Raw genomic sequence first — 24,557 nt, 5'->3', positions numbered from 1 at the left:
CATCTGCTCGTGATTTGAGCATCCGGACAAAAATCCGGCGGTTCCGCCGCGCCATCGCTTGCGCTCGGCCGTGGCTTCGGAAACTCTGGGCGCAAAACGAGGGACGACGGATGGATTACACTTTTTTTCTGGAATGGGTGCAGTTCGCGGTGCGCTGGCTGCACGTGATCACCGCGATTGCGTGGATCGGGTCGTCCTTCTATTTCATCGCGCTCGATCTGGGGCTGGTGCCCGAACCCGGCGCGCCTGAAGGGGTGCATGGGGCGGCGTGGCAGGTCCATGGCGGCGGCTTCTACCACATCCAGAAATATCTCGTGGCCCCGGCGCAGATGCCCGACCGGCTGACCTGGTTCAAATGGGAAAGCTACATGACGTGGCTTTCGGGCTTCGCGATGCTGGTGGTGCTCTACTGGACGCAGGCGCAGTTCTATCTGATTGATCCGCGGGTGATGGAGCTGCCGGTCTGGGGGGCAATTCTGATCTCGATCGGCTCGCTCGCGCTCGGCTGGCTCCTTTACGACCTGATCTGCAAATCGCGCTTCGGCGAAAACAATACCCGGCTCATGCTCGGCCTCTACGTCATTCTCGTCGCGATGGCCTGGGGCTATACGCAGGTCTTCTCGGGCCGCGCGGCGCTGCTGCATCTGGGGGCCTTCACCGCGACGATCATGACCGCAAACGTGTTCCTGATCATCATTCCGAACCAGAAGATCGTAGTGGCCGACCTCGTGGCGGGGCGCACGCCCGATCCGAAATACGGCAAGATCGCCAAGCAGCGTTCGACCCATAACAATTACCTGACGCTGCCGGTCATCTTCCTGATGTTGTCGAACCACTATCCGCTGGCTTTCGCGAGCGCCTATAACTGGCTTATCGCCTCCCTGGTGTTCCTGATGGGGGTGACGATCCGGCACTTCTTCAACACGCACCACGCCCATAAGGGTAAGCCGTGGTGGACCTGGGGCGCCACCGCGGCGTTGTTTATTGCGATCGTATGGCTGTCCTCGATCCCGAAGGCGGATGCCGGGGCGGACACCGAGGACAGCGCCATGTTGACGCCTTTCGAGCAGCGCTTCGCGGCGGCGCCCGGCTTCGACGAAGTGAGCGGTATCGTAATGGGGCGCTGTTCGATGTGTCATGCGAGCGAGCCCGGCTACGAGGGGATTGGCCATGCGCCCAAGAATATCAAGCTCGAGACGCCCCGCGAAATCGCCGCCGCCGCGCGGCAAATCTACGTGCAAGCCGGGCTGACCGACGCGATGCCGCCTGCGAATTTGAGCTACATGGAGCCGCAGGAGCGCGCCGCCATCCGGGCTTGGTTCCGAGCGGGCGAGGCCGGGACGCAAGCGGCAGGTCCAACGGATCGGGCCGAGGCCGAGATCGCGGTTCCCCATCCCGACGCGTCGTGATCGCTGCCGCATATCGGCGGGTTCAGGGATCATAGTGATGAGTTAGAAATCCTCCCAATCGTCATCCGTGGGTGGCGGCGGCAAAGCCAAGGCAGTATTGCCTGACACGCTGATAGGCGAAGCAGCATCGCGCAGGGCCGATTTCGGCGGCGCGGAGGCAATGCGCTCCGATTTCTCGGGCGCACGTCGCGGCGCCACAGCAGGTTTGTCCGCAGAGTCGACACGACTCGGGCTGGCACCCGATGCCTCGCCAAGTTTGAATTGTCCCATCGCCTCGCCGAGTTCCACGGCCTCGCGTTCGAGGACCTGGCTAGCGGCGAGGGCCTCTTCGAACATGGCGGCGTTGTGCTGGGTAACCTGATCGAGCTGCGTGACGGCGGAATTGATTTCCGTCAGGCCCGCGCTTTGCTCCTGCGTAGCATTCGCGCTGTCCGCGACATAGGCGAGAAGATCGGAAACGGAGGACTGGATGCCCCCGAGCGCATCGCCCGCTTGGCCCACCAAGCCGACGCCGCGTTTCACCTGTGCTGAGGAGTTCGCGATCAACTCGGCGATCTCGCGTGCAGCGTCAGAGGAGCGCTGCGCGAGCGCACGCACTTCCGACGCGACGACCGCGAAGCCTCGTCCGGCTTCGCCAGCGCGCGCGGCCTCCACCCCGGCGTTCAGAGCGAGCAGGTTGGTCTGAAAGGCGATCTCGTCGATGACGCTGGTGATCCGGCTGATCTGCTCCGAGCTTTGTTCGATTTCCGACATCGCCTGCACGGCTTCGGAAACGACTTGGCCGCTTTCTTCCGCGCTGCGTCGGGCGGTCTCGACAAGGTCATTCGCGCGGCCGGCGGCCTGGGCGGCCGCCTCGACCGAGGCAGTGATCTCGTTGAGCGCGGCGGCGGTCTCCTCGAGCGTGGCGGCCTGCCGTTCGGTGCGCCGCGCCATGTCATCGGAGTTTGACGAAATTTGCCGCGCCTCAGTGCGGATCGATCCGGCGTTGTCGAGCACCTTTCGCATCGCGTCGCGCAAATCGCCGATCGCGCTGTTGAAGTCGTCACGCAATGTCTTGGAATCGCCTTCGAATTCAGCGGTGATCTCGGCCATGAGATCCCCGGCGGAGAGCCCGGCCAAGGCCGATTTCAGGGTCTCGACAATGTGTTGTTGGGCGGCTTGCATCGCGTCGCGTTCTTTCCGGCGGGCGTCAGCCTCCAAATGCTGCTGGGTGCGGTCGCTTGCGAGCACGGTGAACATGACCATCGTGCCGTCCGAATCGAGGATCGGGTTGACCGAGCCTTCGAGCCAGGCCTGGCGACCGTCGGCACAGCGCAGCATCAGCATACCCGCGAATGGCTGCGGATCGCGCCGGAGAATTTCGCAGACCGGCGTGCCCTCGAAGGTAATCTGGCCGGCTACGGACATCCCGGCCATTTCTTCGCGGGGCGCGCCGTAGACTTCGGCAAACGCGTGATTGAGCGTGTCGATCGTTACATCGGGGCGTAGGTCCACGCGCAGCAGGTTGGCGTCGATCGCAGAGATCAGCGAGGCATTGCGCCGTTCTTCCGTGGTGTTGCGCCATTGCGAGACATGGCCGATCTTTTCGCCCGCCTCGTCGGTCACGGGGCTGACGAGGCAGAGAAGCGATCCGGCGCGCATTCGGCCTTCGAGGGTGAGGGTGTCGCGTGCCCCGCCGTCGAGCGCTGCGGCCGCGGTCGTCCCCGCTGGCAAAATCTGGTCCGCGCGGGTTCCGACAAGCTTATCGGGGTCGAAACTCGGGTTGTAGGATCGGATTTCTGGCGCGAAGGGGCGCAGCAGATCCGAAGCGGCCTCGTTGGCGAAGGTGATGACATGATCGTTGCCGGTAAGAATGATCGCGACCGAGGCGCTTTCGAGTGCGGCGCTGTGGACCCGCGCTGCGCGGTTGCGCGATTCGGCGATCGAAAGCTCGGACGCAAAGGTTTGCAGCGCGCGGGCGATCGCGCCGATTTCGTCGTGGCGCTTGGTGGCGGGGATTTCGGCATCGAGCTGCCCCGCGACTACGGAGCGCATCGCCTGCGTCACGCGGGTGAGCGGGCGCGCGATTAGCCAGCGTACGCCGAGCATCGCGCCGCCGAGAATGCCCACAAAAATCAAGGCCGTGAAAGCGAGGTTGCGTATCATGTCCTCGGCAGCGCGCGCGATGGCGGGTGCCGTGCTCCATCGCAGTGCGAGCACGGCGAGCGGGTCGTCTTGCGGGGAAATGCGCAGGGGAATTGCTTCGCTCAGCCCGTCTGCCGATTTCTTCAGGCCCTGCGCCTCAATCGCGTTTTGCGCAAGCGTGACCAAGGCTGGGTCGGCCTCGCCCGCCTTAGCCAGAACGTCGCCGCGCAAGTTGAGCACCAGCGCGGACTGACCGGCGCCGTCGGAGCCCGCGAGCACCGCTTTGACCTCATAAGACGCGTCTGCGATCCGTCCCGTGATCAGCGCATCCGTTACCGAATCACCGAGCATAGGCAGGATCTGGTCGAGCTGCGTCCTCGCGGCCTCGTTGGCGCGGCGATGGTTCGAATTGATCGTGAGCAACGTCATCAGCGCCGCGAACATGATGCCGACGATCGCGATCAGGGCCAGCAATTTGACCATCACGGTGTGCCAGGCGCTTGCACCAGCCTCGGATTTGGACATCTCCGCCTCTTTTTCCACACGGGGGCATTCCCGCAAAATCGCGGACACGCTACGTCCATCCCCTTTCGATGCCCTTAACGCGGACCTGCTGCAGGTCAGCATTTGCGCCGCAAGCGCATTTTCCCCGCAGTCAGTGCCCTTGAAGGTCCCCGATGCGGTCACTAAGACTTCTGTAAAGATCACACGCTATGAAGAGCGTCGAACGACCAGGAAGGGCCGAGATGAAAGATCCCCACGAGTTTTACATGAACACGCTGGTGCCGATGGTGGTCGAGCAGACCTCGCGCGGCGAGCGTGCCTACGACATCTACTCGCGCCTGCTGAAGGAGCGCATCATCTTCCTGTCGGGCCCCGTCCATGACGGCATGTCGACGCTGATCTGCGCGCAGCTTCTGTTCCTCGAGGCCGAGAACCCGAAGAAAGAGATCGCGATGTACATCAACTCGCCGGGCGGCGTGGTGACGAGCGGTCTGTCGATCTACGACACGATGCAATACATCAAACCCAAGGTCTCGACGCTGGTGATCGGGCAGGCGGCCTCGATGGGCTCGTTGCTGCTGACCGCGGGCGAAAAGGGGATGCGCTTCTCGCTGCCCAACAGCCGCGTCATGGTCCACCAGCCCTCGGGCGGCTACCAGGGGCAGGCGACCGACATCATGATCCACGCCCGCGAGACCGAGAAGCTCAAGCGTCGCCTGAACGAAATCTACGTCAAGCATACCGGCAACGACTACGAGACCGTCGAAGCCGCGCTCGAGCGCGACAACTTCATGTCCGCCGAGGCCGCGAAGGAGTGGGGCCTGATCGACGAGATCCTTGAAAGCCGGGTCAGCGACGACGGAGAAAAGTGATCCTCCCGCTTAACTTCGGGACGATTTTGACATTGAGGTGACGGTTGGCCTGTCCTAGTCTTGAAGGGACAGGCCAATTCACGAAGCCCGGGGCGGCCCGGGCAGCAGAGGTAAGAGATGGCGAACTCGAACGGCTCCGACAGCAAGAACACGCTTTATTGCTCGTTCTGCGGCAAAAGCCAGCATGAGGTCCGCAAGCTGATCGCGGGTCCGACCGTGTTCATTTGCGACGAATGCGTCGAGCTGTGCATGGACATCATCCGCGAGGAGACGAAATCGGCCGGGCTGAAATCCACCGAAGGCGTGCCGACCCCGCGCGATATCTGCCAGGTGCTCGACGATTACGTGATCGGTCAGGAACATGCCAAGCGCGTGCTCTCGGTCGCGGTGCACAACCACTACAAGCGTCTCAACCACGGCACGAAGACCGACATCGAACTGGCGAAGTCGAACATCCTGCTGATCGGCCCGACGGGCTGCGGCAAGACACTTCTCGCCCAGACGCTGGCGCGCATCCTTGATGTGCCCTTCACGATGGCCGACGCGACGACCCTGACCGAAGCCGGTTATGTGGGCGAGGATGTCGAGAATATCATCCTCAAGCTGCTGCAGGCGTCGGAATACAACGTCGAGCGGGCGCAGCGCGGCATCGTCTATATCGACGAGGTCGACAAGATCACCCGCAAGTCGGACAACCCGTCGATAACGCGCGACGTGTCGGGCGAGGGTGTGCAGCAAGCGTTGCTGAAGATCATGGAGGGCACCGTGGCCTCCGTGCCGCCGCAGGGCGGGCGCAAGCATCCGCAGCAGGAATTCCTGCAGGTCGACACGACGAACATCCTGTTCATCTGCGGCGGCGCCTTCGCGGGTCTCGACCGGATCATCGCGCAGCGGGGCAAGGGCTCGGCGATGGGCTTCGGCGCGGACGTAAAGGATAGCGAAGACCGCAATATCGGCGAGCTGTTCAAGGAGCTCGAGCCCGAGGATCTGCTGAAATTCGGCCTGATCCCGGAATTCGTCGGTCGTCTGCCGGTCATCGCGACGCTGACCGATCTCGACGCCGAGGCGCTGGTGACCATCCTGACCGAGCCGAAAAACGCGCTGGTGAAGCAGTATCAGCGTCTCTTCGAGATCGAGGGTGTGTCCCTGACCTTTACCGACGATGCGCTGACCGCCATCGCCAAGAAGGCAATCGAGCGGAAGACAGGCGCACGCGGCCTGCGGTCGATCATGGAAGACATCCTGCTCGACACGATGTTCGAACTGCCGGGCATGGAAGAGGTCGAAGAGGTCGTGGTCAACGAAGAGGCCGTGACCCAGAGCGACGCAAAACCGCTGCTGATCTATGCCGAAGCCAAGAAGGAAGGCAAATCGGCGAGCTGATCGCGACGTAAGCAACGATTCAGCAAGGGGCGAGCTTCGGTTCGCCCCTTTGTTTTGCGACATGATTCTTCTCGTGCGGAAGGGTTTGCGCTAGTTCTTGGCGCATTCCCCTCGCAGAAGGGCAAGGACATGAGGCAGAGGTTTGCGCCGCTCGCAGCCGGGCAGAACAACAATCTCAACCTGATCCGCCTGATCGCAGCGTCCTGCGTGCTCGTGTCGCATGCTTGGCCGATCAGCCTCGGACCGGGAGCGCTGGAACCGCTCGAGGCCGCGACCGGCTTCAGCCTCGGTGCGCTTGCGGTATTCGTGTTCTTCGCGATTTCGGGCTTCCTGATCTCGGCGAGCTTCGAGCGTTCCAGCAGCCCATGGCGCTATGTCCGCGCCCGCGTGGCGCGGATTTACCCCGGGTTGATCGTCTCGATCTCGCTGGTCACCTTCGTCATCGGGCCGATTTTCAGCCGACTGTCCCCGGCCGACTACCTCGCCTCGGTCGAGACATGGCTGGCGTGGCTCGGCAATGTGAGTCTCGTCCGGCTCGATTACCATCTGCCTGGTGTTTTCGAGGGCAATCCCTATCCGACGGTTCAGGGCTCGCTGTGGACGCTGCCGGTCGAGATACGGCTTTACGTGGTCGTCGCGTTGCTCGGCGTGCTTGGCTTGATGCGCAGGCCGCTCCTGCTGATGACCGCGGTTCTAGTAGGTCTAGTGGGCCTCAGCCAAGCCCCCGCATTCGATTTTCCCGGAGCCTATGCGCTTCGCTCGCTCTGGTATCCGGGGCTGCCCTTTTTCCTCGGCATGGGGGCCTACCTGATGCGTGCGCGCATCCCGGCCTCGCCGGTGGTCGCCCTTCCCCTCGCGGTTCTGGCGGCTATCAGTATGCACGGCCCTCTGGCGTATCCGTCGATGGCACTCGCTGTCTCCTACGCAACGCTCTGGCTGGCGGGGCTGCCTTCGGGAAGGTTGCGCGAGTTCAATCGGGTGGGCGACTACTCCTACGGTATCTATATCTACGCTTTCCCTGTGCAGGGGATGGTCGTGGCGCTCCTGGGCGAGATGGGCCCGCTTTCCAATATCGCCCTCGCAACGCCGATCACCGTCGCGCTCGCGATGCTGTCGTGGCACTGGGTCGAGCGTCCGGCGATGAAAATCCTTCGCCGCGGGCAGATTCCGCAGGCAAATTCCGCTTCGCAGGCGCCTTGAGCCCGCACGGGTACTGGACCTCGACGCCCCAGCGGATATAACAGGCGGGACGCATTGCGGAGGTTGCCCCATGAAGTTTCTGCTTCGAATTCTCACCTGGTGGAACGGCTCGACCGTCGGCACGCAGCTTTTCACCGCGCGCAAGGGCGTGAAAGTTGGCGAGGACGAGCAAGGCAACATCTATTACCGCACCAAGGACGCCAAGCGCCGCTGGGTGATCTATAACGGCGAGAGCGAAGCGAGCCGTATTCCTCCGGACTGGCATGGCTGGATCCACTTCACCTATGACGAGCCGCCGACCGACAAACCGCTGGCCCATAAGCCATGGGAAAAGCCGCATGAGCAGAACCACACCGGCACCGAAGCGGCCTATGTGCCGCCGGGGTCGATTCGCCTCGCGCACCCGGTCGAGCGCCGCGATTACGAGGCTTGGCAGCCCGAGTAAGGCCACCGCGCTATGAGCGAAAACCGCACCGAGATCATTACCGGCGCGATCGTGCTGGTCGTGGCACTGGGCTTTTTGCTCTGGGCGGGACGTGGCATGGGAATCGGGGCCGATGGCGGTTCCTATCCGCTGCATGCCTCCTTCCGGTCGATCGGGGGCGTCGTGCCCGGCACCGATGTGCGACTTGCGGGCGTGAAGGTTGGGACGGTGACGGATGTCGCGCTGAACCCCAAGACGTTCTTCGCCGACACCACGATCTCGGTGAAGAAGGGCGTCGCGCTGCCCGAGGATACGGTGATCGCGGTGACGCAAGACGGGCTCTTGGGCGCGAACTATATCGAACTGATCCCCGGCGGAGCGATCGACGATCTCAAGCCTGGTGATGAAATTCTCGACACGCAGAGCGCGGTCTCGATGCTGAACCTGATGCTGAAATTCGCAGGTGGCGGCAGTGGCGACGGCGCAGGGGAGGGGGCGCAATGATCCGCGCTTTGGTTTTGATCGCAGCACTCGTTCCAGGGCTCGCTGTCGCACAGGACTTCACGCAAACGACGCCGGACGACCAGATCCCGCAGGATGAGCCCGCGAAAGGGCTGGCTGACGGTACGGGCGCGATGCTGCGCGGGCTCGACAAGGTGTCGGGCATCGCCTCGGACATCAATCTGAATGTCGGGCAGAGCGTGAAATACGGGTTCATCACGGTAACGCTACGCGAATGCCGCTACCCGGCCGACGATCCGTCCTCGGATGCCTATGCCTATGTGACGGTAACCGAAGAGGACAAGCCGCAGCCCGATTTCGCAGGCTGGATGATTGCTTCGAGCCCGGCGCTCTCGGCACTCGATCACCCGCGTTACGACGTCTGGGTCATCCGATGCAAAAGTGACTGAGGCGCGGGGATCGCGCCTGAGGTGAAGTCGCACTCTCGGGGCAGCGCCTGCGCGAGCCGCGAGCGATATTCGTTTCGGGTCACCTCGACCGCACCCATCGAAGCCAGATGCGGCGTGATGTATTGCGTATCGAGCAAGCTGAACCCCGTCTGACGCAGCCGGTCCACCAGGTAGGTGAGCGCCACTTTCGAGGCATTGGGGCGGCGCGAGAACATGCTCTCTCCGAAGAACGCTCCGCCAAGGGTGATCCCGAAGATGCCGCCCGCGAGTCTCCCATCCTGCCAGACCTCCAGGCTATGCGCGAAGCCTGCGGCGTGGAGCTGATCGTAGAGCGCGAAGAGCGGTCCGTTGATCCATGTCTCGTCGCGGTCGGCACAGCCTTCGACCACGCCGCGAAACGCGGCATTTGTCGAAATACTGTAATCCCCGCGCCGGATGACTTTCGCGAGAGAGCGCGAAATGTGGAATTTGTCCAAGGGGACGATCCCGCGCAAGACTGGGTCGAACCAGTGAAGCTGCGGATTGTCGCGGCTTTCAGCCATCGGGAAGATGCCCTGCGCATATCCGGCGAGAAGTAGTTCCGCGCTCAGTCTGTCCGTCATTGTCTTGCCCGGTTTTCCCGTTACGCCTAGGCTCGCCAACAAGATGAACCAGAGCGGGGCTGAGCGCAAATATGGGTTTCTACGATTTCCTCCCCGAGATCGATCGATATGCCGAAGATCCCGGTACGGTGGAGCGGATGAACCTGCGCCACAAGATGATCATCAAGCCGCTCGAGCAGGAGATCGCGGGCAAGCGTGTGCTCGATCTGGCGGCGCATGATGGTCGCTGGGCCTATGCCTTCGCCGCTGCGGGAGCCTCGGAAGTGGTGGGAATCGAAGGGCGGCAGGAGCTGATCGACCGCTTCGAGCAGTTCCCCCGCGCGCATCTGCGCGAGAAGGTGAAGCTGATCTGCGACGACATCTTCGACGGAATGCAGAAGCTGATCGACGCGGGCGAGCGCTTCGACGTGGTCGGTGTTCTCGGCATTCTCTACCACGTCATGGACCATTTCCGGTTGTTCCAGCTGGTGCGCCAGCTGGGGCCCGAACTGGTGATCGTGGACAGCGAATTTGCACAGCGCCCGGGGCCGATCATTCTGCTGATGCGCGAGCGCACCGATAACGAGCTGAACTCGATCCCGCAGATCGACGGGCAGGAGAAAGCGTTGATCGGAATTCCATCCTTCCCGGCGATGACCGCAATGGCAGATGTGCTCGATTACGACTGCCATTGGCTCGACTGGGAGCAGATCGGACAAGGCCAACGCAGCCATATCGGCGATTACTATCGCCCCAAGGATAAAGAGAAAAAGCGCGGCACCTGCCTGCTGACCCCGAAATGAAAAACGCCCCCGAAACCGGGGGCGTTTTCGTCAATGTCGACCCGCTCAGAGGTTTTTCTCGAGCCATTTCTCGAGCCAGTGGATCGAGTAGTTGCCGCTCTGGATGTCGGGCTCTTGCAGGAGCGCGTTGAACAATGGAACGGTCGTATCCACCCCGTCCACGATCAGCTCGCCAAGCGCGCGATGCAGGCGCTGCAGCGCCTCGTGGCGGTCGCGGCCATGCACGATCAGCTTCGCGATGAGGCTGTCGTAATAGGGCGGGATCGAATAGCCGTCATAAAGCGCGCTATCCATCCGCACGCCAAGGCCGCCCGGCGCGTGGTAGTGGGTGATCTTGCCGGGGCAGGGAGCGAAGTTCGGCAGCTTCTCGGCGTTGATCCGTACTTCGATCGCGTGACCGCGGATCGACAGCTTGTCCTGATCGAACTCCATCGGCTCGCCGGCGGCAACCTTGATCTGCTGACGCACGAGATCGACGCCGAAGATCGCCTCGGTCACCGGGTGTTCGACTTGAAGGCGGGTGTTCATCTCGATGAAGTAGAACTCGCCATCCTCGTAGAGGAACTCGATCGTGCCGGCGCCGGAATAGCCCATTTCGCCGATCGCGTTGGCGCAGATGCTGCCGATGCGGGCACGCTCTTCTGGCGTGATCGACGGGCCGGGGGCCTCTTCGAGCACCTTCTGGTGGCGGCGCTGGAGAGAGCAGTCGCGCTCGCCCAGATGGACGCCGCGGCCCTTGCCGTCGCCGAAGACCTGCACTTCGATATGGCGCGGCTTCTGAAGGTATTTCTCGATATAGACTTCGTCATTGCCGAAGGCGGCTTTCGCCTCGGAACGCGCGGTGCGGAACGCGACCTCAAGTTCTTCTTCGGACCTCGCGACCTTCATCCCGCGGCCGCCGCCGCCGGCGGTGGCCTTGATGATGACCGGATAGCCCATATCGGCCGCGATCTGCTTCGCGGATTCGGTATCGGGAACACCGCCCGCCGAGCCCGGAACGACCGGAATGCCGAGATTTTTCGCGGTTTCCTTCGCGGTGATCTTGTCGCCCATGATGCGAATATGGGCGGCGGACGGGCCGATGAAGGTAATGCCGTGATCCTCGAGCACCTGCACGAAGGCGGCATTCTCGGACAGGAACCCGTAGCCCGGGTGGATCGCCTGAGCGCCGGTGATTTCGCAGGCCGCGACGATGGCGGGCACCGAAAGGTAGGATTGGCTCGAGGAGTTCGGGCCGATGCAGACCGATTCATCGGCCATGCGCACATGCATCGCGTCCGAATCCGCCGTCGAATGGACCGCGACCGAGGCGATCCCCATCTCGCGGCAGGCACGGATCACGCGCAGCGCGATCTCGCCCCGGTTGGCGATCAGGATCTTGTCGAACATACCGGCCCCCTTATTCGACGATCATCAGGGTCGAGCCGTATTCGACCGGCTGACCGTCATCGACGAGGATGCGCTTCACGGTGCCCGACTTCGGGGCGGGGATATGGTTCATGGTTTTCATCGCCTCGACGATCATCAGCGTCTGGCCTTCCTTGACCTGGTCGCCGACCTTCACGAAGGCCGATGCGCCCGGCTCGGGCGAGAGATAGGCGGTGCCCACCATGGGCGAGGCCACGGCGCCGGGGTGATCAGCGGGGTCTTCGACGGGCGCGGATTGCTCTGCGGCCGCGGGGTGGGCAGCCGGGGCAGCAACGGGTGCCGGAGCGGGGGCTGCTGCGGGGGCAGGGGCGGCAGCGTGCACGATATTGGTCTGTTTCGACACCCGCACTTTCAGGCTGTCATCTTGCGCGTAATCGCGGGTCACGGCGATTTCGGTCAGCTCGTTCGCGTTGAGCAGTTCGGCAAGGGCCTGAATGAAGGCCACGTCGTTGTCACGGGTATTTTTGGTCATGCGGTCCTCGAAGGGTGCTTTGAAATGGAGCCCATTCTGCGGGGCTCTTTGATGCTGAGGGCGGTTATACGCGAGGTAACGCGCGGTGAAAAGGCGCATCGGCCGTCCGGTTGTCGGGGGGTCGCGATCTCGTGATTGCCCGGTATTTGAGCATGTGTGGGGTAGAAACTGCTCAACAACCGGGCAATCGGGCGGGAAATTGGCGGCCCGCCGCACTGCGGCATATTTTACCACTTGATAAAATTCAATCCTGTGCGAGCGTAGGGAACAAGAAAAACTGACAGGGAGCCCGCAAGTGTCCAATAGCCAGCTCACCGAAGGGATCGCGCCAGCACGGCTCGACCCGGAAAGCTACTGCACCAATTTCGCCGATCACGCGCCGCCACTTGGGGCGCAAGAGGCCCGCATCGCGGCCGATCGCTGTTATTTCTGCTATGATGCGCCATGCATGGAGGCGTGCCCGACCGCGATCGACATCCCTCTGTTCATCCGGCAGATCTCGACCGGAACACCGGAAGCCGCAGCGAAGACGATCTTCGATCAGAACATCATGGGCGGTATGTGCGCCCGCGTCTGCCCGACGGAAAATCTCTGCGAAGGGTCCTGCGTTCGTATGGAGTCGGAGGGCGAGCCGGTCGAGATCGGCGCGCTGCAGCGCTACGCGACCGATACGCTGATGGCCAAGCAAAGCCACCCCTACACTCGCGCCGCGAGCACGGGCAAATCGGTCGCCGTCGTGGGCGCCGGGCCCGCAGGTCTCGCCTGTGCGCACCGTCTCGCGATGAAGGGCCACGAGGTCACCGTCTATGACGCGCGCTCGAAGCCAGGCGGCCTCAATGAATACGGTATCGCAAGCTACAAGGCGCCGGGCGGGTTCGCGCAGGCGGAAGTTGACTGGCTGCTGCAGATCGGCGGCATCACCGTGGTCGAAAACTGGCAATTGGGCCGCGCCGGTGACGGCGATCTGGCCGAGCTGCTGGGCGATTTCGACGCCGTTTTCCTCGGGATGGGCCTGTCGGGCGTGAACGCGCTGCGCCTCGATGGCGAAGACAAGGACGGTATCCGCCCCGCGACCGAATTCATCGCGGAGTTGCGTCAGGCCTCCGATTTGGCCGAACTGCCGATCGGGCGCGATGTGGTCGTGATCGGCGGCGGCATGACGGCGGTCGACGCCGCAGTGCAGTCGAAGCTGCTGGGTGCGCTCAACGTGACCCTCGTCTACCGTCGTTCGCGCGCCGAGATGCCCGCCAGCACGGTCGAGCAGGAGCACGCGCTGACCCATGGCGTGAACATCATCGAGAACGCCGCCCCCATCGCCATCCACGGCAATGGCGCGGTGCGTCAGGTCGAGTTTGCCTATACGAAGAAGGGCCCCGACGGTCTCGAGATGACCGACGCGACCTTCAAACTGGCCGCCGATCAGGTCTTCAAGGCGATCGGTCAGACGCTGGGCGACATGCCTCCGAAAGTCGAGGTCGCGGGCGGCAAGATCAAGGTGGACGACGCGGGCCGCACCTCGGTCGAACGGGTCTGGGCGGGGGGCGATTGCACCCATGCCGGCGAAGACCTGACCGTGACGGCGGTCGCGCAGGGGCGCGATGCAGCTGAAGAAATCCACCAATTCCTGATGGAGGGCTAAGAGATGGCCGATCTGACTTCTGAATTCATCGGTATCAAATCCCCCAATCCGTTCTGGCTCGCTTCCGCGCCGCCGACGGACAAGGAATACAATGTCCGCCGTGCCTTCGAAGCCGGTTGGGGCGGGGTCGTCTGGAAGACGCTGGGCTCGGAAGGGCCTCCGGTGGTCAACGTGAACGGCCCGCGCTACGGCGCGATCTATGGCGCGGATCGTCGTCTGCTCGGTCTCAACAATATCGAGCTGATCACCGACCGTCCGCTGCAGACAAACCTGCGCGAAATCAAGGCGGTGAAGCAGGACTACCCGGACCGCGCGATCATCGTCTCGCTGATGGTGCCCTGCGACGAGGAAAGCTGGAAGGCGATCCTGCCGCTGGTCGAGGAAACCGGCGCCGACGGGATCGAGCTGAACTTCGGTTGCCCGCATGGCATGGCCGAGCGCGGCATGGGGTCGGCTGTCGGTCAGGTCCCCGAATATATCGAGATGGTCACCCGCTGGTGTAAGCAATATTGCAGCCTGCCGGTGATCGTGAAGCTCACGCCGAACATCACCGATATCCGTCGCCCGGCGGAAGCCGCGAAGCGCGGTGGGGCCGATGCGGTCTCGCTGATCAACACGATCAATTCGATCACCTCGGTCGATCTGGACGACTTCGCGCCGGAGCCCACCATTGACGGGAAAGGCACCCATGGCGGCTATTGCGGTCCGGCGGTGAAGCCGATCGCGCTGAACATGGTGGCCGAGATCGCACGCAATCCCGATACGGCCGGTCTGCCGATCTCGGGCATCGGTGGCGTGACCACCTGGCGCGATGCGGCAGAGTTCATGGCGCTCGGGGCTGGCAACGTGCAGGTCTGCACGGCGGCGATGACCTACGGCTTCAAAGTCGTGCAGGAGATGATTTCCGGCCTGTCGGAATACATGGATCGCAAGGGCTTTACCTCGACCTCCGAATTGGTGGGCCGCGCGGTGCCGAATGTGACCGATTGGCAGTATCTCAATCTCAACTACGTCACCAAGGCAGAGATCAATCAGGAAGATTGCATCAAATGCGGTCGCTGCTATGCCGCCTGCGAGGACACCTCGCACCAGGCGATCGCGGTGTCCGACGACCGTGTCTATTCGGTCAAGGACGAGGAATGCGTGGCCTGCAACCTCTGCGTCGAGGTCTGCCCGGTTGAGTGCATCACGATGCGCAAGATGGACAAGGGTGAGGTGGATCCACGCACTGGCGAGACGGTCGGCGATTATGCCAACTGGACGAGCCATCCCAACAACCCCTCCGCTGCGACCGCAGCCGAATAAGGGCAGGGGCTTAGCGGGTCACGTCGAGGTTCGGCGCGACCTGCGGGGGCACCTGAGACCAACCCTCCTGAGGCGCGCTGTTCCGAGTATCGGGCGGCGCGTCTTTTTTCTCCGCCGTCTGTGGCGCAGTCTCCGGACGGCTCTCGGCAGCGTCGGAGGTTTCGGCCTCTTTCTTCGCCGTCGATGTGTCGGCGAGCGGGGCGGTGACAATCCGTACCGGCTCAGGCGCAGGGCCCTCCGGGGTTGGCATAAGATCCGGTGCCGCCCAGAGTGCTGCCGCCTGCGCTTCGAGCGGCGTGACCTCGAAGGTCGGGATCGGGCCGGTCAAGGCGTCGGGATCGGGACGTGCACCCCCATCGCTCATGCCAATTGCGCGGGATGATTGGTTCAAGTCCTCCGCGCCCCGATCTTGGCCTTCCTCTTTCGACGCATCGGCGCCGCGCGCCGCGCGCGCCTCCAGGGCCCGCACTTGCTTCGCGCGATCCTGCGACGTCTGGGTGTCTACGTTTGCGCCGAGGCCGCCGTTCGTATTGGCCGCATCCGCAGGCGCCTCCACCTTGCTGGCAGGCGCTGTTTTCGGGGCCGCGACCGTCAATAGAGGCGACCACCCGATCTGAGGCATCAACCCCGAAATCCGGTCCATTCCGAGCTCCATTTTCTTGCGCCCCCACGCATGCTCAAACTGCGTCGAGGGTGTTACCAGACCGTTAAGATCCGGCGGAAACTTCGGAAATGGTTGCGGAAGGCTTAACCGCTCAGGGCGCGAGAAGCCGCGCGAAGAGCAGGTCTAGGAAGGGGGCGGCCCCTTCCAGCGGCTCCTTGCCCGGGCCGAGGACCGCGCGCACCTGCGTGTCGAAATCCGCGTAATGCTGGGTGAGCGCCCAGATCGAGAAGATCAGGTGGTGCGGATCGACAGGCGCGAGGCGGCCCTCAGCGATCCAGCCTTCGATGATCTGCGCCTTCTCGTCCACCAAGGTCTTGAGGTCGGTGGATAATTCCGCGCCCATACGCGGTGCGCCCTGCAGCACCTCGTTGGCGAACAGTCGACTTTCGCGCGGCATCTCGCGGCTCATCTCGAGCTTGCGACGCATGTAGCGCATGATTTCCTCGCGCGGCTCGCCCTCGGCGGAGATCGCGCGCAGCGGCGCGAGCCAGATATCGAGAAGCCCTTCCAGAAGTGCCTCGTGGATCGCCTCCTTGGAGGGAAAGTAATAGAGCACGTTCGGCTTGCTCAGCCCCGCCTCCGCCGCGATCTGGTCGAGCGTCGCACCCCGGAAGCCATGCGCGGAAAACACGTCCAGCGCCGCCTCGAGAATCTTGCCGCGATTGACCTTCTGAATCCGGGTCAGCGGGCGCTTGCCGTCGTCGTCGCCGGTGAAGTCGCGCGGTTCGAGGTCGTCTGCCAAGTATTCGTCTCCCAATGCGTCGTTTACGTTAACCGAAGCGTGACTGCAGGATCAATCGCTACAGGCAGGAGAGCGCGCTATAAACGCCAGGTGAAGGCCGCTTGACTGGTTCCCAAGCTGTGCTAGCGTGAGTCTGACCGTTCGGTCAAACTAGACATCCCGGCCGCGTTCCGACCCGGCCTTCCGACCGGAGTTTTCCCATGGCGCTCGACCGCAAGTCCCCCAATGATCTCAACGCTTTCTGGATGCCCTTCACGGCGAACCGCCAGTTCAAGAAGAACCCGCGCATGTTCGTCGGCGCGAAGGATATGCATTACACCACCTCCGACGGGCGCCAGGTGCTCGACGGCACGGCAGGCCTGTGGTGCTGCAACGCGGGCCATTGCCGCCCGAAGATCACCGAGGCGATCCAGAAACAGGCGGCCGAGCTCGATTACGCGCCCGCCTTCCAGATGGGCCACCCGATTGCGTTCGAGCTTGCGAACCGCATCCTCGACATCGCGCCCGACGAGATGGCGCATGTGTTCTACACCAACTCCGGCTCGGAATCGGTCGAGACCGCGCTGAAACTCGCCATCGGCTATCACCGTGCGCGCGGCGACGGGGCTCGCACGCGCCTGATCGGGCGCGAGCGCGGCTATCACGGCGTGAACTTCGGCGGTATCTCGGTGGGCGGCATCGTCACCAACCGCAAGACCTTCGGTCCGCTCGTGCCGGGGGTCGATCACCTGCCGCACACCCATCTGCCCGAGGAGAACCGTTGGTCGAAGGGCTGCCCCGAGCATGGCGCGCATCTGGCCGACGACCTCGAGCGGATCATCGCGCTGCATGGCGCCGAGACCATCGCTGCCGTCATCGTGGAGCCGGTGGCGGGCTCGACCGGCGTGCTGCTGCCGCCGAAGGGCTACCTGCAGAAGCTGCGCGACATCACCAAGAAGCACGGCATCCTGCTGATCTTCGACGAGGTGATCACCGGCTTCGGGCGCACGGGCGCGGCCTTCGCTGCCGAGAAATACGGCGTCGTGCCGGACATGATCACGACCGCAAAGGGCCTGACCAACGGCGTAATCCCGATGGGCGCGGTACTGACGACGGCCGAGGTCCACGACGCCTTCATGAACGGCCCCGAGCACATGATCGAGCTGTTCCATGGCTACACCTATTCGGGCAACCCGATCGCCGCCGCGGCCGGGATTGCGACGATCGAGACGTATCGCGAAGAGGGGCTGTTCGAGCGGGCCGCCGAGCTCGCTCCCTATTGGGAAGATGCGCTGCATTCGCTCAAGGGCGTGCGCAACGTGATCGACATCCGCAACGAGGGCCTGATCGGTGCGGTCGAGCTGGAGCCGATCGCGGGCGAACCCACGAAGCGCGCCTTCTCGGCCTTCCTGAAGGCCTATGAGAAAGGCATCCTGATCCGCACGACCGGCGACATCATCGCGATGAGCCCGCCGCTGATCATCTCGAAAGAGCAGATCGACCAGCTGGTCGGCACGCTCAAAGAGGTGCTCGAAGAGGTTGAGTGATCGGGCTCAAGCCTAGATGACAAGACGGCCGCGCAGGGATTGCGCGGCCGTTTCTCGTTGCGGGTTGATGCGCGGCCCGGGGCTAGTCGCCCCGCGCCATTCTGACGTCCGAGACGGCGCGTCGCTCAGTACGGGTTCTTCGCCCCGCGATCCTCGCTCAGCGATTGCTGCGAGCGCTCGACGATCATCTCGATCGCGTCGGCGAGATGATCCTCACCGATCGCTTTGTCGCCGCGCGCCACCCGGATGCGATGCGCCTCGATCATGACCTCGGCATGGGACGTTCCGCGCGGCGGTTCGAACTTGTAGGTGGCAAGCTCGATCAGGAGTCCCAGCGGATCCTTGAAATAGATCGAATCCATAAAGCCGCGATCCTTCACGCCGGAATGCGCGATCCCGCGCGCATCGAGTCTTGCCACGACCTGCCGATGCGTCGCCATCGAGACATTGAAGGCTAGATGATGCACGCAGCCCGGGTCGGTGGGCGTGCGGTCGTGAACAGGCTTGCGGGTCTCGTTCGTGAAGATCGTGATCAGCCGCCCGTCACCCGGATCGAAATAGAGATGCCCTTCGTCGGCATTGTCGAGATTGGGCTGATCGAAGATGAACGGCATCCCCAGGACACCCTCCCAGAAATCGATGGAGCTCTGCCGATCCGCGCCGGTCAGCGTGATGTGGTGAACCCCCTGAACCTGCATCTTGCGCATGTCGTCCTCTGCCTGAATTGCCTCTTGATCAAGATAACCCGTGCAGCGCTCAGGTCTAGGAACAGGATCTGTGCGGGGCCGCGCGAAACCCCGCCGAGCGTCGCCACGCAGCGGTGCGCGAGCTTGTCGCGGCGCGGGGGTGAGCTATGGTGCGCAGCGATGCCCGGAGACTCGCGATGCTGCGCCTGACCTTTGTTCTCGCCCTGATATGCCCGCTGCCGGCCATGGCCGAACTGGTGCCGTGTGAAACTTCCATTCGCGGCAAGGCCTATTCCTATGTTTACGACGCGGACAATGCGGCGCTGAAGGAAAGCCGCTCGCTGCGGGAAAAGCTCTTCGGCGAGAAGGGGGAGGTAACCTGCCCGGCACTGGTCACGCTGCGGGCGCTGACGCCCGAAATGGACGACGAAAGCCGCGCCCCGTTCTGCCTGCAATGGGACAAGGAGGCCGAGACCTATCTGGGCTACGACCGCGGTGAGCGCGACGCCTACGGGCTCTGCCGCAAGCCGTCGAAAAGCATCTGCGAGCGCCTCAAGGGGACTGCAAAGGCCGCCGGCGATCTGCGCGACGAGGCCGAAAGCGCCGTGGGCGACGCGGCGAGCAAGGTTCTGGGCAAAAAAATCGGCGGTATGATCGTGTCGGATCAGGCCGGCAACCTGCAAAAGAAGCTGCGCGATGCGGGCCTCGGCGTGCTGGCCGGAGCCTCGGCGCCCGCTCTTGCGGCTACCGCGGTCGTCGTCGGTGGCGCGATTTACATTTGTTCGGATACCGGCGCGGAGGCGGTGGGGCTCGAAGCCGACCCGGTCGAGCCGATCTCGGACGGGAAGGAGCTGCTGGGCTCGAAACTGCCCAAGACGCATCTGCCCGCAGGCGTGGCCGGTGCACCGATGCGCCCGGTCGAGACCGAGACGCTGCCAGCCGCGCCAGACGCAAATGCGCCGGATGCGTCGGAGGGGGCTTCGCAATCGCCTGCACCAGCGAACTCCAACGCGGCACCCGTCGGCGCGCCGGATATCACCGCCGATCCGGCAGCGAACTGAGCGATCAGCTCACGCCGATCCCGCGCAACACGATGCTTTTCACGCAGGTCTTCGCGTCTTCCCACTGAGCGTCGTTCAGTGGGGCGCCGCCGTTCAACGTCTCGATCTGATGCGAGAAATCGGCATAGTGCTGGGTGGTGGCCCAGAGCATGTAGAGAAGGTGATGGGGATCGACCTTGGCCATTTTGCCTTCCGCAATCCAGCGCTCGATGATGACCGCGCGGCCCTCGGTCCAGTCTCGGAGCGTGGTCTCGAGGTAGTCCTGAATGACCGGCGCGCCATGCATCACCTCCGACGCCCAGACCTTCGAGCCGTTCGGGTGATTGCGCGAAATCTCCATTTTGGCGTCGATATAGGCACCGATCCCCTCGGCGGGGCCGCTTGCCGCGTCGAACACATCCGCCGCTTCCAGCCAGATGTTGAAAATGCGCTCTACGACCCGGCGATAGAGCGACTCCTTCGTCTCGAAATAGTAATGGAGATTGGCTTTCGGCAGCCCCGCCACATCCGCGATCAGTTGCATCGTGGCGCCGCCGAATCCGGCCTCCGCGAAGACCCGCTCGGCAGCTTTCAGGATCGACTCTTCGGTAGCGCGCCGGGCCTCGGCCCGACTGCCGCGGCTCGCTTGCCCATTTTTTGAGCGCCTGCCGCTCTCATCATCTTTCATTCGAACTGCGTCCTGATTTTTGTTGACCGAATGGTCAGACCGTGGCCCACTCAACCTGACCATACGGTCAGAAAAAGATTCGTCGCAAGAGGGGATAACCCCCACGCAGCCGACAGGGAGTAATGAAATGTCAGCACCCGGAGAAAACCTCCGCATCAATCCCGATCGCCTTTGGGACAGTCTCATGGAGATGGCCAAGATCGGTCCCGGCGTCGCCGGGGGCAATAATCGCCAAACCCTTACCGATGCGGATGCCGAAGGCCGCGCACTGTTCCAGAAATGGTGCGAAGAGGCCGGCATGACGATGGGCGTCGACACGATGGGCAACATGTTCGCCACCCGCGCAGGCGAAGACCCCGATGCGCTGCCGGTCTACATGGGCAGCCACCTCGACACGCAGCCCACGGGCGGTAAGTACGACGGCGTCCTCGGTGTGCTCGGCGCGCTGGAGGCGGTGCGCTCGATGAACGATCTGGGCATCAAGACCAAGCACCCGATCGTCGTGACCAACTGGACCAACGAAGAGGGCACGCGCTTCGCCCCGGCGATGCTGGCCTCGGGCGTTTTCGCGGGCGTGCACACGCAGGACTGGGCTTACGATCGCGAGGACGCGGAAGGCAAGAAGTTCGGCGACGAACTGAAACGCATCGGCTGGGTAGGCGACGAAGAAGTCGGAGCGCGCAAGATGCATGCGATGTTCGAGCTGCATATCGAGCAGGGCCCGATCCTCGAGGCAGAGGGCAAGGATATCGGCGTCGTCACGCATGGGCAGGGCCTCAGCTGGACCCAAGTGACGATCACGGGCAAGGACGCGCATACCGGCTCCACCCCGATGCCGATGCGCAAGAATGCGGGTCTCGGAATGGCGCGCGTGCTGGAACTGGTCGACGAGATCGCCTGGTCGCACAAGCCCCACGCGGTGGGCGCCGCGGGCCATATCGACATCTACCCGAATTCGCGTAACGTGATCCCGGGCAAAGCCGTGTTCACCGTCGATTTCCGCTCGCCCGATCTGAGTGTGATCCAGGACATGGAAAAGCGACTGCGCGAGGGAGCGAAGAAAATCTGCGACGAGATGGGCCTTGAGGTGGAGTTCGAGAAGACCGGCGGGTTCGACCCGGTCACGTTCGATCCGACCTGCGTGAGCGCCGTGCGCAGCGCAGCCGAGCGTCTGGGCTATTCGCATCGCGACATCATCTCGGGCGCGGGCCATGATGCCTGCTGGATCAACGCGGTCGCGCCGACGGCGATGGTGATGTGCCCCTGCGTCGACGGGCTGAGCCATAACGAGGCCGAGGATATCTCCAAGGACTGGGCGAGCGCGGGTGCCGATGTGCTGTTCCACGCCGTGCTGGAAACCGCGGAAATCGTAAGCTGAGACGGGCGGAGCAGGGGGCGCGGCCCCCTGAGGCGCTCGCGCGCCCAGCCCCCGGAATACTTGAAATAATCGAAGGCGGAAGACCTTCGTGGGAGGTAAAACATGACCAAAGTCATCAAGAACGGAACCATCGTCACCGCGGATCTGACCTATAAGGCGGATGTGCTGATCGACAGCGGCAAGATCATCGAGATCGGCCCGAACCTGAAAGGCGACGAAGAGATCGACGCGACCGGCTGCTATGTGATGCCGGGCGGGATCGATCCGCACACCCACCTCGAGATGCCCTTCATGGGCACCTATTCGAGCGACGATTTCGAAAGCGGCACTCGCGCGGCGCTGGCCGGCGGCACCACGATGGTCGTCGATTTCGCGCTGCCCGCACCGGGCGAGGGCCTGCTGGAAGCGCTCAAGCGCTGGGACAACAAATCGACGCGCGCGCATTGCGACTATTCTTTCCACATGGCGATCACCTGGTGGAGCGAGCAGGTCTTCAACGAGATGAAGCAGGTCACTGAGCGCGGCATCAACACCTTCAAGCACTTCATGGCCTATAAGGGCGCGCTGATGGTGAACGATGACGAGCTTTATTCGAGCTTCAAGCGCTGCGCCGAGCTGGGGGCGATCCCGTTGGTTCATGCCGAGAACGGCGACGTCGTGGCCGAACTGTCTGCGAAGCTGCTGGCCGAAGGGAATAACGGCCCCGAGGGACACGCCTATTCGCGCCCGCCGCAGGTCGAGGGCGAGGCCACCAACCGCGCGATCATGATCGCCGATATGGCAGGCGTGCCGCTCTATGTCGTGCACACCTCCTGCGAGGAAAGCCACGAAGCGATCCGCCGCGCCAAGATGCAGGGCAAGCGCGTCTGGGGCGAGCCGCTGATCCAGCACCTCACGCTCGACGAGTCCGAGTATTTCGACAAGGACTGGGATCACGCCGCGCGCCGCGTGATGTCGCCGCCCTTCCGCAACAAGCAGCATCAGGACAGCCTCTGGGCCGGTCTCGCCTCGGGCTCGCTCTCGGTCGTGGCGACCGATCACTGCGCCTTCTCGACCGAGCAGAAGCGCTATGGCGTGGGCGATTTCACCAAGATCCCGAATGGCACCGGCGGTCTGGAAGACCGGATGCCGATGCTCTGGACCTATGGGGTCGAGACCGGCCGGATCACGATGAACGAATTCGTGGCCGTCACCTCGACCAACATCGCGAAGATCCTCAACGTCTATCCGAAGAAGGGCGCAGTTCTCGTCGGCGCGGATGCCGACCTCGTGGTCTGGGATCCGGAGGCGACCAAGACGATCTCGGCCGAGACCCAGCAATCCGCCATCGATTACAACGTGTTCGAAGGCAAGGAGGTCAAGGGTCTGCCGCGCTACACGCTCAGCCGCGGTGTCGTCGCTTGGGCCGATGGCAAGATTCACACGCCCGAGGGCCACGGTGAATTCGTCGCCCGCGATCCGGGCATGCCGGTGACCAAGGCTCTGTCCACCTGGAAAGAGCTGACCGCGCCGCGTCCGGTGGAGCGCAGCGGTATCCCGGCGACCGGGGTATAAGGCGCTATGGCGGCCCCGGTCAGTTCCGGCGTCTTGGAGGCTGCGGTCTATGTCGAGGATCTCGACAAGACCGAAGCCTTCTACGGCGGGCTGCTGGGGCTTGATCGGATAACCCGTCGAGACGGGCGACATGTCTTTTTTCGCTGTGGCGACAGCGTGATCCTGACCTTCATCGCTCAGGCCACGCGTGAGCCACCCGATCCCGAGGCGACGCTGCCGGTCCCCCCGCATGGTGCGGTCGGACCCGGGCATGTATGCCTCGCGGCGGACGCGGAACAACTCAACGAATGGGAACGACATTTGAGGGACAACAACGTGGAGATTGAGGCCGACTTCTATTGGCCGAACGGGGCGCGATCGATCTATCTGCGCGACCCGGCGGGAAATAGCGTCGAGATCGCGGACAAAACCCTGTGGAGGCGCGGATGACGGACGCACCGGTAATTCAGGCCCGCGGGCTCGACCTGACCTTCCAGACCAATGACGGTCCGGTTCACGCGCTCAAGGATATCGATCTCGATATCGAGAAGGGCGAATTCGTGAGCTTCATCGGCCCCTCGGGCTGCGGCAAGACCACCTTCCTGCGCTGCATCGCGGCGCTGGAAACGCCCACGGGCGGGGCGCTGACCGTGAACGGAATCTCGCCCGAGGAAGCCCGCAAGGCGCGTAGCTACGGCTACGTGTTCCAGGCGGCCGGGCTTTACCCTTGGCGCACGATTGCGGGAAATGTGAAACTTCCGCTGGAAATCATGGGCTATTCCAAGGCGCAGCAGCAAGAGCGCGTTGAAAAAGTGCTCTCTCTGGTGGATCTCGAAGGCTTCGGGAAGAAGTTCCCATGGCAGCTTTCGGGGGGGATGCAGCAGCGCGCCTCGATCGCGCGGGCGCTGGCCTTCGACGCCGAGATCCTGCTGATGGACGAACCTTTCGGCGCGCTGGACGAGATCGTGCGCGACAAGCTCAACGAGGAGCTTCTCAAGCTCTGGTCGGCCACGAACAAGACGATCGGGTTCGTGACCCACTCGATCCCGGAAGCGGTGTATCTCTCGACCAAGATCGTGGTGATGTCGCCCCGTCCGGGTCGCATCCACGAGGTGATCGAGAGCACGCTGCCGAACGGCCCGCGTCCGCTCGATATCCGCGACAGCGAGGAATTCCTGCATATCGCACACCGGGTGCGCGAAGGGCTGCGAGCGGGGCATGCCTATGATGAATGACGCTATGACC

At 63.3% G+C, this 24,557-nt stretch carries 24 protein-coding genes; 16 read left to right on the top strand and 8 right to left on the bottom strand.

What is annotated here, in order from left to right; all coding sequences use genetic code 11:
• The first annotated feature begins 110 nt into the window (after positions 1-110).
• Entirely contained in the window at positions 111-1,409 is a 1,299-nt protein-coding gene (locus B6V74_RS02330; protein WP_088721853.1) for a urate hydroxylase PuuD, read from the top strand.
• 42 nt (positions 1,410-1,451) lie between these two features.
• Here the strand turns inward: B6V74_RS02330 and B6V74_RS02325 are convergent, their stop codons facing one another.
• Positions 1,452-4,058, bottom strand: coding sequence for a methyl-accepting chemotaxis protein (locus B6V74_RS02325; protein WP_168184168.1), 2,607 nt, complete (start codon positions 4,056-4,058; stop codon positions 1,452-1,454).
• Positions 4,059-4,279: 221 nt separating this feature from the next.
• Here B6V74_RS02325 and B6V74_RS02320 point away from each other — a divergent pair, with 221 nt between their 5' ends.
• From B6V74_RS02320 to B6V74_RS02295, 6 genes are all read left to right on the top strand, one after another.
• Positions 4,280-4,909, top strand: coding sequence for an ATP-dependent Clp protease proteolytic subunit (locus B6V74_RS02320; protein ID WP_075774357.1), 630 nt, complete (start codon positions 4,280-4,282; stop codon positions 4,907-4,909).
• Positions 4,910-5,026: 117 nt separating this feature from the next.
• Positions 5,027-6,292, top strand: coding sequence for an ATP-dependent Clp protease ATP-binding subunit ClpX (gene clpX, locus B6V74_RS02315; protein ID WP_075774358.1), 1,266 nt, complete (start codon positions 5,027-5,029; stop codon positions 6,290-6,292).
• 129 nt (positions 6,293-6,421) lie between these two features.
• A complete protein-coding gene (locus B6V74_RS02310) occupies positions 6,422-7,492 on the top strand; it encodes an acyltransferase (RefSeq protein WP_088721851.1) in 1,071 nt (356 codons plus the stop codon).
• A gap of 70 nt (positions 7,493-7,562) precedes the next feature.
• The gene (locus tag B6V74_RS02305; RefSeq protein WP_075774360.1) at positions 7,563-7,937 is read left to right on the top strand and encodes an NADH:ubiquinone oxidoreductase subunit NDUFA12; all 375 of its coding nucleotides are present in this window, start codon (positions 7,563-7,565) and stop codon (positions 7,935-7,937) included.
• A gap of 12 nt (positions 7,938-7,949) precedes the next feature.
• Entirely contained in the window at positions 7,950-8,420 is a 471-nt protein-coding gene (mlaD, locus tag B6V74_RS02300; protein WP_075774361.1) for an outer membrane lipid asymmetry maintenance protein MlaD, read from the top strand.
• Positions 8,417-8,827, top strand: coding sequence for a DUF2155 domain-containing protein (locus B6V74_RS02295; RefSeq protein ID WP_075774362.1), 411 nt, complete (start codon positions 8,417-8,419; stop codon positions 8,825-8,827). Before mlaD ends, B6V74_RS02295 begins: the two co-directional genes overlap by 4 nt.
• Here the strand turns inward: B6V74_RS02295 and aat are convergent.
• Positions 8,791-9,429: a leucyl/phenylalanyl-tRNA--protein transferase gene (gene aat, locus B6V74_RS02290; RefSeq protein ID WP_088721850.1), complete on the bottom strand. Its 639-nt coding sequence runs from the start codon at positions 9,427-9,429 to the stop codon at positions 8,791-8,793. The genes B6V74_RS02295 and aat overlap by 37 nt on opposite strands.
• A gap of 71 nt (positions 9,430-9,500) precedes the next feature.
• Between aat and B6V74_RS02285 the strand changes: the two genes are divergently transcribed.
• Entirely contained in the window at positions 9,501-10,211 is a 711-nt protein-coding gene (locus B6V74_RS02285) for a class I SAM-dependent methyltransferase (RefSeq protein ID WP_075774364.1), read from the top strand.
• Between the two features lie 45 nt (positions 10,212-10,256).
• Here B6V74_RS02285 and accC read toward each other — a convergent pair whose 3' ends face one another.
• Both accC and accB read right to left on the bottom strand, forming a co-directional pair.
• Positions 10,257-11,600, bottom strand: a complete 1,344-nt coding sequence (accC, locus tag B6V74_RS02280) for an acetyl-CoA carboxylase biotin carboxylase subunit (RefSeq protein ID WP_075774365.1) — start codon at positions 11,598-11,600, stop codon at positions 10,257-10,259.
• Between the two features lie 10 nt (positions 11,601-11,610).
• Positions 11,611-12,111, bottom strand: a complete 501-nt coding sequence (gene accB / locus B6V74_RS02275; protein ID WP_075774721.1) for an acetyl-CoA carboxylase biotin carboxyl carrier protein — start codon at positions 12,109-12,111, stop codon at positions 11,611-11,613.
• Between the two features lie 295 nt (positions 12,112-12,406).
• On the opposite strand from accB, the gene B6V74_RS02270 reads away from it, so the two are divergent.
• Both B6V74_RS02270 and preA read left to right on the top strand, forming a co-directional pair.
• Positions 12,407-13,750 carry an NAD(P)-dependent oxidoreductase gene (locus B6V74_RS02270; protein WP_088721849.1) on the top strand — a complete coding sequence of 448 codons (1,344 nt, stop codon included), beginning with the start codon at positions 12,407-12,409 and terminating at the stop codon, positions 13,748-13,750.
• A 3-nt stretch (positions 13,751-13,753) separates the two neighbouring features.
• Positions 13,754-15,055 (top strand): NAD-dependent dihydropyrimidine dehydrogenase subunit PreA, encoded by a 1,302-nt coding sequence (gene preA / locus B6V74_RS02265; RefSeq protein WP_075774367.1) that lies wholly within the window; start codon positions 13,754-13,756, stop codon positions 15,053-15,055.
• A 10-nt stretch (positions 15,056-15,065) separates the two neighbouring features.
• On the opposite strand, the gene B6V74_RS18710 is transcribed toward preA, so the two are convergent.
• Positions 15,066-15,419, bottom strand: coding sequence for a hypothetical protein (locus B6V74_RS18710; protein ID WP_146694507.1), 354 nt, complete (start codon positions 15,417-15,419; stop codon positions 15,066-15,068).
• A 391-nt stretch (positions 15,420-15,810) separates the two neighbouring features.
• Positions 15,811-16,461 (bottom strand): TetR family transcriptional regulator C-terminal domain-containing protein, encoded by a 651-nt coding sequence (locus B6V74_RS02255; protein ID WP_206185171.1) that lies wholly within the window; start codon positions 16,459-16,461, stop codon positions 15,811-15,813.
• A 200-nt stretch (positions 16,462-16,661) separates the two neighbouring features.
• Here B6V74_RS02255 and B6V74_RS02250 point away from each other — a divergent pair, with 200 nt between their 5' ends.
• Entirely contained in the window at positions 16,662-17,987 is a 1,326-nt protein-coding gene (locus B6V74_RS02250) for an aspartate aminotransferase family protein (protein ID WP_088718966.1), read from the top strand.
• 125 nt (positions 17,988-18,112) lie between these two features.
• Here the strand turns inward: B6V74_RS02250 and B6V74_RS02245 are convergent, their stop codons facing one another.
• On the bottom strand, positions 18,113-18,694 hold the full coding sequence (locus B6V74_RS02245; RefSeq protein ID WP_088721847.1) for a VOC family protein: 582 nt from the start codon (positions 18,692-18,694) through the stop codon (positions 18,113-18,115).
• A 176-nt stretch (positions 18,695-18,870) separates the two neighbouring features.
• On the opposite strand from B6V74_RS02245, the gene B6V74_RS02240 reads away from it, so the two are divergent.
• Positions 18,871-19,734, top strand: a complete 864-nt coding sequence (locus tag B6V74_RS02240; protein WP_088721846.1) for a hypothetical protein — start codon at positions 18,871-18,873, stop codon at positions 19,732-19,734.
• Between the two features lie 4 nt (positions 19,735-19,738).
• Here the strand turns inward: B6V74_RS02240 and B6V74_RS02235 are convergent, their stop codons facing one another.
• Positions 19,739-20,401: a TetR/AcrR family transcriptional regulator gene (locus tag B6V74_RS02235; protein WP_088721845.1), complete on the bottom strand. Its 663-nt coding sequence runs from the start codon at positions 20,399-20,401 to the stop codon at positions 19,739-19,741.
• A gap of 127 nt (positions 20,402-20,528) precedes the next feature.
• On the opposite strand from B6V74_RS02235, the gene B6V74_RS02230 reads away from it, so the two are divergent.
• The 4 genes from B6V74_RS02230 (at position 20,529) to B6V74_RS02215 (ending at position 24,547) form a co-directional block, all read left to right on the top strand.
• Entirely contained in the window at positions 20,529-21,779 is a 1,251-nt protein-coding gene (locus B6V74_RS02230; protein WP_075774373.1) for a Zn-dependent hydrolase, read from the top strand.
• Between the two features lie 102 nt (positions 21,780-21,881).
• On the top strand, positions 21,882-23,333 hold the full coding sequence (hydA, locus tag B6V74_RS02225) for a dihydropyrimidinase (RefSeq protein ID WP_075774374.1): 1,452 nt from the start codon (positions 21,882-21,884) through the stop codon (positions 23,331-23,333).
• Between the two features lie 6 nt (positions 23,334-23,339).
• Positions 23,340-23,762 (top strand): VOC family protein, encoded by a 423-nt coding sequence (locus B6V74_RS02220; protein WP_088721844.1) that lies wholly within the window; start codon positions 23,340-23,342, stop codon positions 23,760-23,762.
• The gene (locus B6V74_RS02215) at positions 23,759-24,547 is read left to right on the top strand and encodes an ABC transporter ATP-binding protein (protein ID WP_075774376.1); all 789 of its coding nucleotides are present in this window, start codon (positions 23,759-23,761) and stop codon (positions 24,545-24,547) included. The genes B6V74_RS02220 and B6V74_RS02215 overlap by 4 nt, the downstream gene beginning before the upstream one ends.
• The last annotated feature ends 10 nt before the right edge of the window (positions 24,548-24,557 follow it).

The organism is Thioclava sp. F42-5 (genome assembly GCF_002213195.1).
GTDB classification, from domain to species: domain Bacteria; phylum Pseudomonadota; class Alphaproteobacteria; order Rhodobacterales; family Rhodobacteraceae; genus Thioclava; species Thioclava nitratireducens.
This window is presented reverse-complemented; position numbering and strand designations above follow the sequence as displayed.